Source organism: Kribbella sp. NPDC051137 (assembly GCF_040682535.1).
In the GTDB taxonomy this organism is placed as follows: Bacteria; Actinomycetota; Actinomycetes; order Propionibacteriales; family Kribbellaceae; genus Kribbella; species Kribbella karoonensis.
Window position 1 is genome coordinate 1,518,002 of sequence record NZ_JBFBBI010000002.1, and the last position, 15,084, is coordinate 1,533,085.

General features: G+C 69.3%; 10 protein-coding genes. 2 read left to right on the top strand and 8 right to left on the bottom strand.

Going from position 1 to position 15,084, the window contains the following annotated elements; all coding sequences use genetic code 11:
- Nucleotides 1–18 precede the first annotated feature (18 nt).
- Nucleotides 19–1,395, top strand: a complete 1,377-nt coding sequence (locus tag AB0M51_RS14735) for an FAD-dependent oxidoreductase (RefSeq protein ID WP_344187176.1) — start codon at nucleotides 19–21, stop codon at nucleotides 1,393–1,395.
- Here the strand turns inward: AB0M51_RS14735 and AB0M51_RS14740 are convergent.
- From AB0M51_RS14740 to AB0M51_RS14750, 3 genes are read right to left on the bottom strand one after another with little or no spacing between them, the layout of a single operon-like run.
- A complete protein-coding gene (locus AB0M51_RS14740) occupies nucleotides 1,341–2,168 on the bottom strand; it encodes an EamA family transporter (protein ID WP_344187173.1) in 828 nt (275 codons plus the stop codon). The genes AB0M51_RS14735 and AB0M51_RS14740 overlap by 55 nt on opposite strands.
- A 39-nt stretch (nucleotides 2,169–2,207) precedes the next feature.
- Entirely contained in the window at nucleotides 2,208–4,181 is a 1,974-nt protein-coding gene (locus tag AB0M51_RS14745; RefSeq protein ID WP_344187170.1) for a heparinase II/III family protein, read from the bottom strand.
- Between the two features lie 27 nt (nucleotides 4,182–4,208).
- Entirely contained in the window at nucleotides 4,209–5,591 is a 1,383-nt protein-coding gene (locus AB0M51_RS14750) for an MFS transporter (protein WP_344187168.1), read from the bottom strand.
- A 147-nt stretch (nucleotides 5,592–5,738) separates the two neighbouring features.
- Between AB0M51_RS14750 and AB0M51_RS14755 the strand changes: the two genes are divergently transcribed.
- Nucleotides 5,739–9,350 (top strand): GH116 family glycosyl hydrolase, encoded by a 3,612-nt coding sequence (locus AB0M51_RS14755; protein WP_344187166.1) that lies wholly within the window; start codon nucleotides 5,739–5,741, stop codon nucleotides 9,348–9,350.
- Nucleotides 9,351–9,402: 52 nt separating this feature from the next.
- Here the strand turns inward: AB0M51_RS14755 and AB0M51_RS14760 are convergent, their stop codons facing one another.
- From AB0M51_RS14760 to AB0M51_RS14780, 5 genes are read right to left on the bottom strand one after another with little or no spacing between them, the layout of a single operon-like run.
- A complete protein-coding gene (locus tag AB0M51_RS14760) occupies nucleotides 9,403–10,431 on the bottom strand; it encodes an ABC transporter ATP-binding protein (RefSeq protein WP_344187164.1) in 1,029 nt (342 codons plus the stop codon).
- Nucleotides 10,428–11,399 (bottom strand): ABC transporter ATP-binding protein, encoded by a 972-nt coding sequence (locus AB0M51_RS14765; protein WP_344187162.1) that lies wholly within the window; start codon nucleotides 11,397–11,399, stop codon nucleotides 10,428–10,430. The genes AB0M51_RS14760 and AB0M51_RS14765 overlap by 4 nt, the downstream gene beginning before the upstream one ends.
- Nucleotides 11,380–12,312 carry an ABC transporter permease gene (locus AB0M51_RS14770; protein ID WP_344187160.1) on the bottom strand — a complete coding sequence of 311 codons (933 nt, stop codon included), beginning with the start codon at nucleotides 12,310–12,312 and terminating at the stop codon, nucleotides 11,380–11,382. The genes AB0M51_RS14765 and AB0M51_RS14770 overlap by 20 nt, the downstream gene beginning before the upstream one ends.
- A gap of 4 nt (nucleotides 12,313–12,316) precedes the next feature.
- Nucleotides 12,317–13,315: an ABC transporter permease gene (locus AB0M51_RS14775; RefSeq protein ID WP_344187158.1), complete on the bottom strand. Its 999-nt coding sequence runs from the start codon at nucleotides 13,313–13,315 to the stop codon at nucleotides 12,317–12,319.
- A 42-nt stretch (nucleotides 13,316–13,357) separates the two neighbouring features.
- Nucleotides 13,358–15,076 (bottom strand): ABC transporter substrate-binding protein, encoded by a 1,719-nt coding sequence (locus AB0M51_RS14780; protein ID WP_344187156.1) that lies wholly within the window; start codon nucleotides 15,074–15,076, stop codon nucleotides 13,358–13,360.
- Nucleotides 15,077–15,084 lie beyond the last annotated feature (8 nt).

Consider the following 15,084-nt stretch of genomic DNA (forward strand, 5'->3'; position numbering starts at 1 on the left):
CGACGGACGGAGTGAGCTGTGCGCAAGATCCTGGTGGTGGGCGGCGGGTATGCCGGGTTCTACACGGCGTGGCGGCTGGAGAAGAAGCTGCGGCGTGGGGAGGCCGAGGTCGTCGTCGTGGACCCGCGGCCGTACATGACGTACCAGCCGTTCCTGCCCGAGGTGGTGGCCGGCTCGGTCGAGGCGCGGCACGCGGCGGTCTCGCTGCGCCGGAATCTGCGGCACACGAAGATCGTGTCCGGAATGGTCACCGGCATCTCGCACGCCGACAAGACCGTGACGATCCGGCCCGCGCAGGGCGAGGACTACACGATGACGTACGACGTGATCGCGGTGACCGCGGGTGCGGTGACGCGGACCTTCGACGTCCCGGGTGTCGCGGAGCGGGCGATCGGGATGAAGCACGTCGAGGAAGCGGTCGCGATCCGGGACCGGCTGTTCACCGCGTTCGACGAGGCGGCGGGGCTGGAGCCGGGGCCGCGGCGGCGGAAACTGCTGACGATCACATTCGTCGGCGGTGGGTTCTCCGGAGTGGAGGGGATGGCGGAGCTGCTGTCGCTGGCGCGGGCGCTGCTGAAGAAGTACCCGGAGCTGTCGGAGAGCGACCTGGCGTTCCACCTGGTCGAGGCGTCCGGGCGGATCCTGCCCGAGGTGAGCGACAAGCCCGGCGCCTGGGTGGTGAAGCTGTTCGAGAAGCGCGGCGCCGTGGTGCACCTGAACACCACGATGACGTCCGCCGCCGACGGGCACGTCGTACTGTCCGACGGCTCCGAGTTCGACTCGGAGCTGATCGTCTGGACGGCCGGGAACGCCGCGACCCGGCTGCTGCGCAACCACACGGACCTGCCGCACAACGAGCGCGGGCTGGTGCAGGTGCGCGCGGACCTGCGGATCGGTACCGCGGACGAGGTGGTCCCGGACGCGTGGGCGGCCGGCGACGACGCGGCGGTACCTGATCTCGCGTCGGGTACCGGGTACACCGTGCCGAACGCGCAGAACGCCGTACGGCAGGGGAAGGTGCTGGCCAGGAACCTGCTGCGGTCGTTGCGGGGCCGGGAGCCGAAGAACTACGTGCACCACAGCCTCGGCTCAATTGCGACGCTGGGTCTCGGAACCGGCATCTTCCAGTACAAGCGGATCGTCATCAAGGGCGTCCTGGCATGGTTGATGCACCGCGGCTACCACGTGCTCGCAGTGCCGACGTGGGACCGGAAGATGCGGGTGCTGGCGATCTGGCTGGTTGCGTTCGTCTACGGTCGCGACATCGTGTCGCTGGCCTCCGTCCAGAGTCCGCGCGAGGCGTTCGCGGCCGAGGCCGGCTCGCGGGTGCTCGGAACGGGTCAGAGCGAGACCAGTACGACGGTGGCGGCGGCGCACACGAGGCCGGTGACCTGACGGCTGGTCAGGCGTTCGTGGAGGACCGTCAGCCCGAGCAGCACCGTGACAGCGGGATACAGCGACGTCAGCACGACCGCGACCGAGAGCGCCTGCTCGCGGCTGGCCAGCATGAACGCGGCGATCGCCGAGGTCCCGAGGACACCGGACGCGACGGCGAGCATCGCCGTACGGCGGGCCATCCGTAATCGCTCGCGTCGGACGGCGATCGGCGCGACCGTGAGGACGGCGACGAGCCGGTTCAGCGCCAGCGGCCACAATCCGGCGGACGCGTCGGCACGGGCCAGAGCGACGTACTGCAGGGCGAAGGCCGCGCCGGACAGCAAGGCCCATCCGGCGCCCGCCGTCACCGCGGTTCGCGCGCCGCGCCCGCTGGTGATCAGCCAGATCGCGGGGACGGCGATCGCGAAACCGGCCCACGCCCACCAGCCGAGCCGGTCGTGCAGCAGCGCCACGCCGATGACCACCGGGATCGCGACCCCGGCGACATCGCTGAGCGGTACGACGAGGCTGAATCGGCCGACCTTCATCGCCTGGAACAGGAACGCGGCACCCAGCCCGGTGCCGATCCCGGACAGCGCGCCCCATCCGAGCGAGGCCGGCGTGAGGTGCGGGGCGGCGATCAGCAGCGCCAGCAGGCTGACCAAGGTGACGCCGCACAGTTGGCCGACCAGCACGACGACCGCGCTGTGCAGTCGACGGGCAGCGAGGCCGGCCGCGAAGTCCGACAGCCCGAAACACAGCGCGGACGCCAGCGCGAGCGCAACACCCACGCCCTGTCAGGTAACCGGGCGGCGTGCAGCCAAACCGGGTCAGCTGATGCGGGTCAGGCGGCCGTCCGGCGCGACCCGGACGGTGGTTTTGCGGGCGCCGACGGTGAGGTCGACGAAGAACATGCCGGCGGTGGTGCGGGTTGTGTAGGTGACCGTTTCGGTGGGCGCGGTCGGCACGATGGCGGAGAGGATGGTCGCCGCGTCGCCGGTGCGGTTGAACTTGACCACCGGGGCGGACTCGCGGTGGAAGATGTCGGGGTAGTACCAGCCCTGCACCGGGTCCTGCTGGCCCTCGACGACGGTGATGGCGTCCTTGCCGGGCTGCTGCTGGTACGGGATCTGGAGGAGGGACGTCTTGGACCCCGGGGCGGTGGCGACGGCGGCGGTGGGGGACTGGACGGTCACCTTCTGGCCGGGGGCCAGATGCCAGAGAGTTTCGTACCGCTGGTTGTCGGTCGCCTGGCCACGGTCGAGCGTGATGATCAGGTCGGGGTCTTTCAGCACGAGTACGTCGCGCTTGCGGGTCACGCCCGGTGCGGGGGAGTCGGCGAGCGAGTACGACTCCCAGGTTGGTGTGATCGACGCGCGGACCAGTTGCGTGTCGACAGAAGCGGTCTCGGCGGACGGGATCGTCATCACGTTGTGCGCGGCCTGGCTCTTCGACCACGCCTGCCACTTGTCGAGCTGGTAGCCGGAGTGGCCCGGGTCGATCAGGACGTCACGTCCGTGGGACGAGTACGTGATCGACATGTGGTCGTCGTGCCCGTGCAGCGTGCGCGCCGCGCCGTACCGGATGCTGTACGTCGACTCCTGTGCGAACGGGCGTGTTTCGCCCCAGCCGGTCCGCCCGAACACGTAGCCGGCGTCGTACACCGCGACCCGCTTCGACGGTCGTGTCCCGTGCTTGCCGAGCGAGGCGACGTAGTCCAGCGCGGTACCGGCCGCGCCGGTCGGCTTCTGCTTGACGGCGTCGCCGACCTGCTGGAGCTCGCCGGTGGACTTGGTCGCGAGCGCCAGCCACTCGGACAGCGCGGCTCGACGCTGGTCGATCACCGTGCCGGGGTCGGAGCCGCACCGCTTCAGCGCGGTCGTGGCGCGGCCCCAGAGCAGATAGTTGAACATCGCGTACCCGACGGACTGCTCGTTCGTCGAGCCCTGCGGGTCGATCGCGGTCGTGATCGCCTCGGTCAGCCGCTCGACCGCGAGCTTCTTCAGCTCGGGCTTCTTCAGCGTGCAGCCGACGCCGAACAGCGCGATGCTCTCGTCGGTCCCGTGGTTCGACCGGCCGCTCCAGTTCACGATCATGAACTGCGCATGGTCGACGAGTGACTTGTCCAGCCACGCGTACTGCGTCGGCAGTTTGCTGACGTGCATCCCGCTGAGGACGGCCTGGCGCGCGCACAACAGCACGTTGGTGCGGTGCATCGTCGCCTCCCACGCGCCGACGTCGCCCTTCCAGCTGTACGGGTTGTCCTTGACCCAGTCGTGGATGATCGCCATCACGTGCGCGAGCGCCTTCCGGTCGCCGTGCCCGCCGGCCTCGATGCCCTTGCCGAGCCAGCGCAGCGAGTGCAGCCACATGTACCAGCTGGGTTTCTTGTACGGGTCGGCGCGCCAGTTGACGTCACCGCTGCCGTTGCCGACCTTGTACGGCGGGTCGTCGCCCCACGCGAACGTGTCGCTCATCAGCATCGGGAGCGGCACCTGGATGCCGCTGTACCCCGGGCACTCGTACGTGCCGGTGTTCGCGACCGGGGTCGACGGCGGGGGAGTGGCGGGTGTGTCGACGCCGGGCAGGGGGCCGTCGGTGGACTCGGGGACGCTCGGGGTGGGCTGCGGCGGCTTGGGCCGGCTGCTCGGCGTCGGCGAGCCGTTGGCGGCGGCCGTCGTACTGCGGTCGCGAGTGCCCGGCATCAGCACGAACACCGCGCCGGCGAACGCGACCGCGCACACCAGCACGCAGACAAGCGTCAGCGCGACGGTCGTCCCCACCCGCTTCTTCCCCTGCGGCACGTGCCCCCCTCCCACTGACCAGACGCGTTACGGCACCCGATCCGTTGCATCCGGCCCCCAGCGTACGAGTATCGGCGTACGGCGGCCGATCGCGGTCACGCACAACCCGGCGAGACTTGCCCCGGCCGCCACGATCGCGCACAGCACGAACCCGCGACCGAGGTCGTGCGCCGTGCCGAGCAGCGGGCCGAACGTCGCGACTCCGATCGCGCCGCCGATCTGGCGCGAGGTGTTGAACGCGGCCGACGCGGCACCGTGCAGCGCCGGCTCGACCGCGGCGATCGACTGGGCCGTCATGGTCGGCACCAGCAGCCCGGAGCTGAAACCGATCGGCACCAGCGCCAGCACCATCGGCCAGACCGCCGACGACGTACTCGCCCAGGCGAGCGCCAGCATCGCGACCGTGACCACGGCCTGCCCGATCGCGAGGACTGCGGGCCGCCCGAGGCGCCGGGCGAGCGGCGCCGAGCCGATGTTCGCGATCGAGATCAGCCCGGTCAGCGGGAGGAACAGCAACCCGGTCACCAAGGCACTGAGGTGCCGCCCTTGCTGGAGCAGCAGGCTCATCGAGAAAAGTACGCCGTAGAAGGCGAAGTTGAGCAGCAGTCCCTGGAGCGCGGCGGCCGCGAACCCGCGGTCGGCGTACAGCTTCGGCGGCAGCAGCGGCGCCCGTACCGACCGCTCGACGACCACGAAACCCACGAGTCCGACGACTGCTACCACAGCCGCCACCAGGATCGCCGGATCGAGCCATCCGCGCGCCGGCGCCTCGATCAACGTGAACACCAGCCCACCGATGAACGCGGTCGCCGTCCCCATCCCGGCCAGGTCCAGCCGCCGCGACCTCTTGACGACTGCCGGCATCGCGCGCCAGGCCCAGAGGGCCGCCGGGATGCCGATCACCACGTTGACCGCGAACACGGCCCGCCAGTTCGCGAGTGCGACCAGGCCGCCCCCGAGGAGCGGGCCGGCCGCCATCCCGGCGCCGCCCGCCGCGGCCCACCAGCTGACCAGTCGGTGCCGCGCGTGTTCGTCGGTCGCGGACGCCGTCGCGAGAACGAGCGCGCTCGGCAGCAGCAGGGCCGATCCGGCGCCCTGCACGAGCCGGGCGAGATTCAGCATCAGCATCGAGCCGGCCGCCGCGCAGACTGCCGACGACAGCGTGAACACCAGCAGCCCGGTGAGGAACGCGCGCTTCGCGCCGAGCGTGTCCGCGATCGCGCCGGCGCCGAGCATCAGCGCGGCGAACGACAGTGTGTACGCGTTCAGCGACCACTCCAGCTCGGCGCGGGACGCGTTCAGGTGGGTGCCGAGTTCGGCGAGGGTGACGTTCACGATCGTGCTGTCGACGAAGACCATGAACGAGGCGATCAGCGCGAGCGCGACCACCGACCGACGAGTTGCGGGCATGGTGCCGAGCCTACGACATTGTTTGACGTACGTCGAACAATATCCCGGCGGACGGACCGTTGACCTCCGCCCGCACGCTGGCTACGGTGTTCGAACCGTATCTCGGAAATCGATTTCTCCCGCCTCCGCCCGTCAAGGAGAACCCGGATGACCGCATCTGACGCCCCGGCCGGCTGTGCGAACAGATCCTGTGCCGGCGACTGTCCTCGCGCCCAGCTGAGCCGCCGGACGTTCATCGCCCTCGGTGCCACCGCGGTCGGCGCGCTCGCCGTACCGGCCCAGGCGCTGGCCGCGCCGCCGAAGCCCGACCCGAAGGTGCTCTTCGACCGCGGTACGCCGACGTCCTACACAGGTGCCGCGCTGCAGCGGATCGGGATGCCGGTCGGCGGCGGTACGACCGGGCAGGTGTACCTGTCCGGCGACGGGCGGCTGTGGGCGTGGGACGTGTTCAACCCGACGTCGTTCCCGCTCGGCGGCGCGGACTTCTCCGGTCACCACTACGCGTTCCCGTTGTCGGCCGACGATCCGGGGGCCTCGCACTTCGGGCAGGGCTTCGCGCTGCGGACCACGAGCCGCGGCCGGACGACCACCCGTACGGTCGACGCAGCCGGCTTCGAGGACGTCCGCTTCACCGGGTCGTACCCGATCGGCCGGGTCGCGTACGCCGACGCCGGGAGCCCGGTGTCCGTGCAGCTGGAGGCGTTCTCGCCGTTCGTGCCGCTCGCCACGCAGGACTCCACCCTGCCGACCACGATCATGTCGTTCACGCTGCGGAACACGTCCTCGGCAGCGGTCCGCGCGACGCTGCTCGGGTACGCCGAGAACCCGGTGTGCATCGACAGCCGTAACCGCCAGCCGACGACGCTGCAGGCGCGCGGGTTCAACGGCGGCGTCCAGTTCGGCGCGATCGACGATCTGGCCGCGGAGCAGGACGACATCCTGTTCGAGGACTGGGAGAAGGACACCTACGAGGGCTGGACCGTGACCGGCGACGCCTTCGGGGCGGGCCCGGTGCGGCCGCTCGACGTACCGGACCTGATGAAGCGATTCGGCGACCTGAACGTGTCCGGCACCCGGTTCGTCACCTCGTACGACTACCGCGGCGGCACGTACGACGGCGCGACCGGCAAGCTGACCAGCCGCGAGTTCACGATCGAACGCCGGTACGTCGCGGTCGGCCTGAGCGGCGGCCGGCACCCGGGGGAGACGTGCGTGAACGTGGTCGTCGACGGTCAGGTGGTGGCGACCGCGACGGGTGACGAGAGCGAGCCCCTGGTCGCGCAGATGCTGGACGTCGGCGCGTATGCCGGGCGGATTGCACACATCGAGATTGTTGACAATCAGACGGGCGCCTGGGGACACCTCAGCTGCGACGCGATCGTGTTCACGGACCGCCCGGACATCGTCTTCGAGACCTGGGACCGGACCACGTACGACGGGTGGACGGTCAGCGGCGACGCGTTCGGGGCCGGCCCGGTGACGGCCGCCGAGACGCCGGACGGCTTCCGCCGCGCGTTCGGCGTCCGCACGGACCTGAACGTCAGCGGGCGGTTCGTCACGTCGTACAACTTCCGCGGGACCGGAGATCCGGACCGCTACACGGGTTCGCTGACCAGCCGCGACTTCGTGATCGAGCGCCGCTTCGTGACCGCCTGGGTCGGCGGCGGCAGCCATCAGGGAGAGACCTGCCTGAACGTCGTCGTCGACGGCAAGGTGGTGGCGACCACCGCCGGCACCGACATCGAGCCGCTGACCGCCGTATCGATGGACGTCGGAAAGTACGCCGGCAGGACGGCACACATTCAGATTGTCGACAACAACACCGGCGGCTGGGGCCACGTGAACGTGGACCGGATCCTGTTCAGCGACCGCCCGATCCGCCGGCAGCCGGTGGCGGAACGACCGGACGGCGGAACCTTCGCGCTCGCCGCGCTGACCCCGGGCGCCGTCGCCCGCCCGTCGATCGCCGACTGGTCGACGACCGACGCGCTGTTCGACTCGGCCGCCGGTCCGGCGGACTCGGCCGACCCGCAGGCCGGAACCGTCGCGGTCACGGTGACGCTGCCCCCGGGCGGCTCGCGGACCGTCCAGTTCGCCTACGGCTGGTTCTTCCCGAATCCGCAACGCGAACTGTTCGCCGAGCTCGTCGGCGCCTCGACGTTCCGCCGGCACTACGCGACGCGTTTCGGCTCGGCCCGCGAGGTCGTCGAGTACGTCGGCCGCGAGGCGTCGCGCCTCGAGCACGACACGAAGCTGTGGGTGCGGACGTGGTACGACGACTCGTCGCTGCCGCACTGGTTCCTCGAGCGAACACTGGCGACCGCGTCCACGATCGCGACCAGCACCTGCTACCGCTGGGACGACGGCCGCTTCTACGCCTGGGAAGGCACGTACTGCTGCGCGGGCACCTGCGAACACGTGTGGAACTACGCGCAGGCCATCGGCCGGCTCTTCCCGGACCTCGAACGTGACACCCGGGAACGCGTCGACCTCGGCATCGCGTTCCGACCGACCGGCGAGATCGGCAACCGCGGCGAGTCCGGCGACGCGTCCAGTTCGTTCGCGGACGGGCAGACCGGCACGATCCTGCGCATCTACCGCGAACACCAGATGAGCAAGGACCTGTCGTTCCTGCAACGCGTCTGGCCGCGGGTCCGGACCGCCGTCGAGTTCCTGGTCACCCACCGGGACGGACCGGACGAGGACGGCATCTTCCGCGGCAGCCAGTGGAACACCCTCGACACCGAGTGGTTCGGCGAGGTGCCGTGGATCAGCGGCCTGTACGTCGCCGCGCTCCGGGCCGCCGCCGCGATGGCGACCGAGGTCGGCGACACCGCGAACGCCACCCGCTACGCGACCATCGCCGATCGCGGCTCGGCGTACCTTGCCGGGAACCTGTGGAACGCGGAGTACGGCTACTACGTCCAGAAGGTCGACCCCGCGCACCCGACGGCCGAGAACAGCAACCGCGGGTTGTTCGTCGACCAGATGTACGGGCAGACGTACGCGTCCCAGCTCGGCCTCCCGCGGGTGTTCCCCGAGGACCAGGCCCGGACCGCGCTCGGCAAGCTGTACGAGTCGAACTTCCGCGCCGCGCCCGGTACGTACCGCCCGCCGGGCATCGGCGTCGGCCGCGTCTACACGACCGGCGACGAGAGCGGCGTGCTGATGGCGACCTGGCCGCACGGCGGGTCGGACGAGACGCGCGGGCTGATGTACTTCAACGAGGTGTGGACGGGCCAGGAGTACCAGTTCGCCGCGCACCTGTTCGCGGAGGGCATGACCGACGAGGGACTGGCCGTCACCCGCGCGATGTACGAGCGGTACGACGCGACGAAACGCAATCCCTACAACGAGATCGAGGCCAGCGACCACTACGCCCGCGCGATGATGGGGTACGGCGTCTACCTGGCGGCGTGCGGTTACGAGTACCACGGGCCGCGGGGCCATCTCGGCTTCGCGCCGCGGATCCGTCCGGAGAACTTCCGCAGTGCGTTCACGGGCGCCGAAGGGTGGGGCCTCTACTCCCAGCGTCGTACACCGAAGATGCTCAACGCCACGATCGACGTCCGCTACGGCCGGTTGAACGTCACCACACTGTCCTTCGAGACAGCGGTTCCGGCGCGGCGGGTGGAGGTCCGGTCCGGGGCTGGCCGGCTCCGGGCGACCGTGGTTGCCACTGGCAACCGAGCGGTCGTCACGCTCGCCGCGTCCACCACGATCACGCCGGGCCGCCACCTGGAAGTGGTGTTGAGCTGACCCCCGCCCCGCCGCCGGTACAGGGGAGATCCGGCGGCGGAACGGGGGCCGGTCAGGTGCCGATGTCCGGCTCGGCGACGTGGCAGGCGGCCTGGTGGTTCGGGCCGAGGGTGCGGAGTTCCGGCGTGACCGAGTGGCACTTGTCGACGGCGAGCGGGCAGCGCCAGCGGAAGCGGCAGCCCGGGGTCGGGTCGATGACCTTCGGGGGTTCGCCGGTGTCGCCCTCGATGCCGGTGCTGAGCGGTGCCCGCGGATCGGGGACAGCGCCGAGCAGCAGGTCCGTGTACGGGTGCTTCGGGTTCTGCAGGACCGACTCGGCCGGACCGGTCTCGACCACGTGGCCGGCGTACATGATCATCAGCCGGTCGGCGACGTACCGGGCACTCGCGATGTCGTGGGTGATGTACAGGAACGAGACGCCCTGTGTCTCACGCAGCTCGGCCATCAGGTTCAGCAGGCCGATCCGGATCGACACGTCGAGCATCGACACCGGCTCGTCGGCGAGGATCAGCTTCGGGTTGTGGGCGAGTGCCTGCGCGAACCCGATCCGTTGCCGCTGGCCACCGCTCAGCTCGTACGGGAAGCGGTTCATGATGTCCGCCGCGGGTGTCAGCCCGACCGCCTCGATCACCCGCTCCGCCTCGGCGTACCGCTGCTGCCGGTCCAGCTCCGGCCGGTGCAGCTTCAGCGACCGCAGTACGCCGTGCGACACCCGGAAGGCCGGGTTCAGCGAGCTGAACGGGTCCTGGAACACCATCGGCACGTCGCCCCGGTAGGACAGCTGGTCCTTCCGGGACCGGAACGTCGACATCGCCCGGCCCTGGTAGAAGATCTCCCCGGCGGTCGGTTTGTACACGCCCGCGAGCAGCCGCGCGATCGTGCTCTTGCCGCTGCCGCTCTCCCCGGCGAGCGCGACGATCTCCTGCCGTCCGATCGAGAAGTTCACCGCGTCGACCGCGTGCAGCAGCTGCGGCGAGAACCCGCGCCCGACCCGGAAGTGCCGGGTCAGGTTTCTTGTCTCGAGCAACGGTGCGGCGGCGGAGTCGGTCCCGCCGGCCATCTCGGCGTCCACCGTGGTCATTGGGCCTCCCTGATGAGGTCAGGCGCGTGCAGCAGGCAGCGAGCCTGTACGGCGCCCACCTGGTACAGCTCCGGCTCGATCTTCGGGCAGTCCTCGAACGCCTTCGGGCAGCGCGGCTGGAACCGGCATCCCGGCGGCGGCGACGCGAGGTTCGGCGGCGCCCCCGGAATCCCGGTCAACGGCACCTTCGGCCCGCGGATCGACGGGAACGCGTCCAGCAGCCCGGCGCTGTAAGGATGCTCGGGGTGGTCGAACACCGCGCGGGTGTCGCCGAACTCGACCACCTGCCCGGCGTACATCACCACGAGCTTGTCCGAGAAGTGACTCACCAGCGACATGTCGTGGGTGACGAAGACGACCGCGAACCCGAGCTTCTTCTGCAGTTCCTTGATCTGCACCATCAGCGACCGCTGCGCGACCACGTCCAGCGCGGACGTCGGCTCGTCCATGATGATCAGGTCCGGCGTGAACAGCAGCGCCATCGCGATCATCGCCCGCTGCCGCATCCCGCCGCTCAGCTGGTGCGGGTAGCTGCGCAGGTGGATCGGGTCGATGCCGACCAGCCGCAGTACCTCGGCGGGCCGGCCGTCGTCGACCACCTCGTCGTGCGCCATGATCGTGTCCTGGAACTGCGCGCCGATGCTCTTCACCGGATTCAGCGCGTTCATCGCGCTCTGCATCACCACCGAGAAGTCCCGCCAGCGCATCGCCGCCAGCTTCTTCTCGTTCATCGTGACCAGGTTCTGCCCGTTGAACCGCACGGAGCCGCCGGTGATCGCGGCCGGCGACGACAGCAGGTGCGCGATCGCGAACAGCAGCGTCGACTTGCCACAGCCGGACTCGCCGACCACGCCGACGAACTCGCCGGCGTGGACGTCGAGGTCCACGTGGTCGACCGCGACCACCGGACGCGATCCGGTGTCGTACTCGACGGTGAGGTCGCGGACCTCAAGAAGCTGTTCTGGCACGTCGCCTCCGAACCGGCCGCAGAGCGGGGTTGCTGATCTCGTCGAACGCGTAGTTGAGCAGGGCGAACGAGACGCCGAGCAGCGCGACCGCCAGTCCCGGCGAGAGCGCCCAGGCGGGCAGTCCGTTCACCAGGGCGCCCTGGTTCTGCGCCCAGTAGAGCATCGTGCCCCAGCTCAGCGAGTTGGGGTCGCCGAGGCCGAGGAACTGCAGGCCGGCGGCGGTCAGCACGGAGTACAGCGCCGCGCCGAGGAAGTTCGCGACGATCAGCGAGATCATCGTCGGCAGCACCTCGACCACGATGATGTACGACCGTCGCTCGCCGCGGACCCGCGCCGACTCGAGGAAGTCCCGGTTCCGCAACGACATCGCCTGCGCCCGCATCTGCCGGGCGCCGTACGACCAGCCGGTGAGGATCAGCACGATGATGATCACCGTCAGGTTGCCCTTGCCGGCGTACGTCGCCAGCACGATGATCAGCGGGAACGTCGGCAGCACGAGAAAGATGTCGGTCAGCATCGACAGGCCGTCGTCGGCGAACCCGCCCAGATACGCCGCTGACACGCCGATGACGACCGACAGGACGGTGGCACCGAGACCTGCGACCACGGCGATCACCAGGGACTCACGGGTGCTGTAGATCAGCTGTGCGTAGACGTCCTGCCCGAGTCCCGTCGTACCGAGCCAGTGGCTGCCCGACGGGTGCTGCAGCGGGAGGTCGCCGATCGCCTGCGGATCGTGGTGCGCGCCCGGGACGAACAGCCCCGGGAACGCGGCGAGCAGGATGAAGAGCAGCAGCAACGCGGCTCCGACCACGGCCTTGCGGTTGCGCAGGATGGCGCGGAAGAGCCCACCGCGGGGACGGCGGGTCGCACCCGTGACAGGAGCCGACGCACCGGCAACGACTGCACTCATGGATTCATCCCTTCGTCCGGGCGCGCGGGTCGAGCAGGAACACCGCGAAGTCGCAGAGCAGGACACAGATCAGCACGGCCAGCGTCACCAGCAGGAAGAGGGCCTGCAGCAACGGGTAGTCGGTGCTCACCGTGGCGTTGTAGAACATGTAACCCAGTCCGGGGTAGTTGAACACGTACTCGACCAGGATCGTCCCGGAGATCACGAAGCCCAGCGACATCGCGAACCCGGACAGGTTCGGCAGGAACGCGTTCCGGCCGGCGTACCCGAACATGATCCTGCGGCCCGGGATGCCCTTCGCCCGCGCCATCCGGACGTAGTCCTCGGCGAGCGTGGTGACCATGTTGTTCCGCATGGTCAGGATCCAGCCGCCGACCGCGGTGACCAGGATCGTCGAGGCGGGCAGGATGCCGTGCTTGATCACGCTCCAGACGAACTCGCCGGTGAACGCCGGTGTCAGGCCCTGGTCGTAGTTGAAGTCGTTCGGCAGCACGGGGTTGTCACCGATCGCGAACAGCGAGATCAGCAGCAGCGCCACCCAGAAGTACGGCAGCGCCGAGGTGACGATGAACACCGGCGGCACGATGCCGTCGATCAGGCCGCCGCGCCGCCAGCCGGCCACCGTGCCGATCAGCGTGCCGAGAACGAAGGCCAGCACGGTCGCGATGCCGACCAGCCCGAGCGTCCACGGCAGCGCGTCGCCGATCAGCGACGTCACCGGTACGCCGAGGCTGCTGCCGATCGACACGCCCCAGTGGCCGGTGACCATCGATTTCAGGTAGCCGAGGTACTGCAGCATCAGGTTCTTGCCGGGGTCGAAGCCGAACTCGGCGAGGACGGTTCGCAACTGCTCGGCGGTCACCACCGACCCGCCCTTGCTGAGCCGCTGCCGCAGCGCCTCCTCCGGACTGCCCGGCATCATCCGCGGGATGAAGAAGTTCAGCGTCATCGCCGCCCAGAGAGTGAGCACGAAGAACCCGAGACGACGTATCAGGTAGCGCATCGCGACCAGCTCCTCGTGCGCACTCTCCTCACAGTTCCTTCCTTACTTCTGGGCGGACTTCGAGTACAGGTTCGTCAGCACCTGGCCGACGTCCGGCATGTTGTACGGCGCCGGCTGCGCGTACGGGTTGTCCTGCGTCGGCCAGCCGTCGAGGTCCTTGGTGTTGTACTGGTACCAGTCGACCGACTCGGTCGTCGGGATCACCGGCACGTCCTTGATCATGTACGACGAGATCTGCTTGATCAGCTTGACCTGCGTGTCCGGGTCGGCGGCGGCGTACTGGTCGATCAGCTTGTCGACCTCGGGGTTGTTGTACCGCGAGTAGTTGGTGCTCGCCGACTTGCCGATGGGCGCGGAGTTCTTCGAGTACAGCAGCTGCCGCAGCTCGTAGTACGGCGTGGGTCCACCGGTCTGGCTGGAGTAGGCGAGGTCGTAGTCACCGGTGTAGAGCTTCTGGTTGTACGACTGCTGCTGGAGATCCTGGACGCTCAGCTCGATCCCGACCTTCGCGAGCTGCTGCTTGATGACGGCCAGCGACGCGTCCCAGTCGGTGTAGCCGGTGACCGTGATGATGTTCAGCTTCAGCTTGTTCGAGTCCGAGTACCCGGCGCTCTGCAGCAGCTGCTTGGCCTTGTCCAGGTTCGGTTTGTCGTACCCGGCCGCGGCCAGCGCGTCCTTGTCGAAGTACTTGTCGAAGGTCGGCGAGACGACGCCGGTCTGGTTCGCGGCGGGCTGGTAGCCGCTCTCACCGATCTTGGAGATCTGCTCGCGGTCGAGGGCGTAGGCGATCGCCTGCCGGACCGCCAGCTTGCTGGTCACCGGGTGGGACGGGTCGTTGTTCGGGACGATCGCGACGTTCGCGGTCGGCGGGAACCAGTAGTTGTTCTGCGGCGACTTCGACTTGTAGAAGTTGTCGATGTTCGGGATGTACTGGCCGCCCCACTGGGCCTTGCCGCTGGCCAGGTCGAGGTTGGCCGGGTTGTTGTCCAGGTACGCCGGGTACTGCACCTTCTGCAGGTACGGCTTGCCCGGCTGCCAGTAGTTGCTGTTGGCAACGTAGGAGATGTTGTTGCTGCTGCAGGACTCGACCGTGAACGGGCCGGTGCCGACCGGCTTCGGGTCCGTCCAGGTGGCCGGCTTGGAGGCCGCCTCGCCGGTCGACCAGATGTGCTTGGGCACGATGCCGACCTGGTTGGCGAAGTTGAAGAAGTACGGCTCGGCCGCGGCCTTGAACTTCAGCGTGACCTTGTTACCGGCGGCGGTGACACTGGTCAGGCCGGCGCCGGTCCACAGCGCGTAGAGGTCGAGCGCGGGCTGTTCTTTCATCCGTGTGAAGGTGTAGACGACGTCGTCGGCGGTGAACGGCTGCCCGTCGCTCCACTTCACCCCGTCGCGGATCGTGAAGGTGATCGAGTCCTTCTTCGGTGACCAGGTGTACGCGCTGGCCAGCATCGGCGTTGTCGCGCCGGCCTTCAGCACGTTGACGAAGGTGAGCGGCTCGTAGACGAAGCCGAGCGACTCCTGGTTGACCGCCGGGTTGAACGGGTTGAACTGGCACGGCCAGGTCTGCCCGCCGACGTTGGCGATCGTGACGCTGCCGCCCTGCTTGTGCGCGCCGCCGCCACCGCCACTGCTACTGGTCGAGGCCGACGGGTTCGACGAGCTCGCGCTCCCGATCGGCTTGTCGCCCCCGCCGCAACCGGCGGCGGCCAGTACGCCGACCGCCACCGCGGCGCCGGCGATCCGTTTGATGCCCCTCATCGACTTCT

Bases quoted from the DNA above. Each gene is read 5' to 3' on its own strand.
- AB0M51_RS14750 (WP_344187168.1), bottom strand. From the start codon at position 5,591: ATGCCCGCAACTCGTCGGTCGGTGGTCGCGCTCGCGCTGATCGCCTCG.
- AB0M51_RS14755 (WP_344187166.1), top strand. From the start codon at position 5,739: ATGACCGCATCTGACGCCCCGGCCGGCTGTGCGAACAGATCCTGTGCC.
- AB0M51_RS14760 (WP_344187164.1), bottom strand. From the start codon at position 10,431: ATGACCACGGTGGACGCCGAGATGGCCGGCGGGACCGACTCCGCCGCC.
- AB0M51_RS14770 (WP_344187160.1), bottom strand. From the start codon at position 12,312: ATGAGTGCAGTCGTTGCCGGTGCGTCGGCTCCTGTCACGGGTGCGACC.
- AB0M51_RS14775 (WP_344187158.1), bottom strand. From the start codon at position 13,315: ATGCGCTACCTGATACGTCGTCTCGGGTTCTTCGTGCTCACTCTCTGG.
- AB0M51_RS14780 (WP_344187156.1), bottom strand. From the start codon at position 15,076: ATGAGGGGCATCAAACGGATCGCCGGCGCCGCGGTGGCGGTCGGCGTA.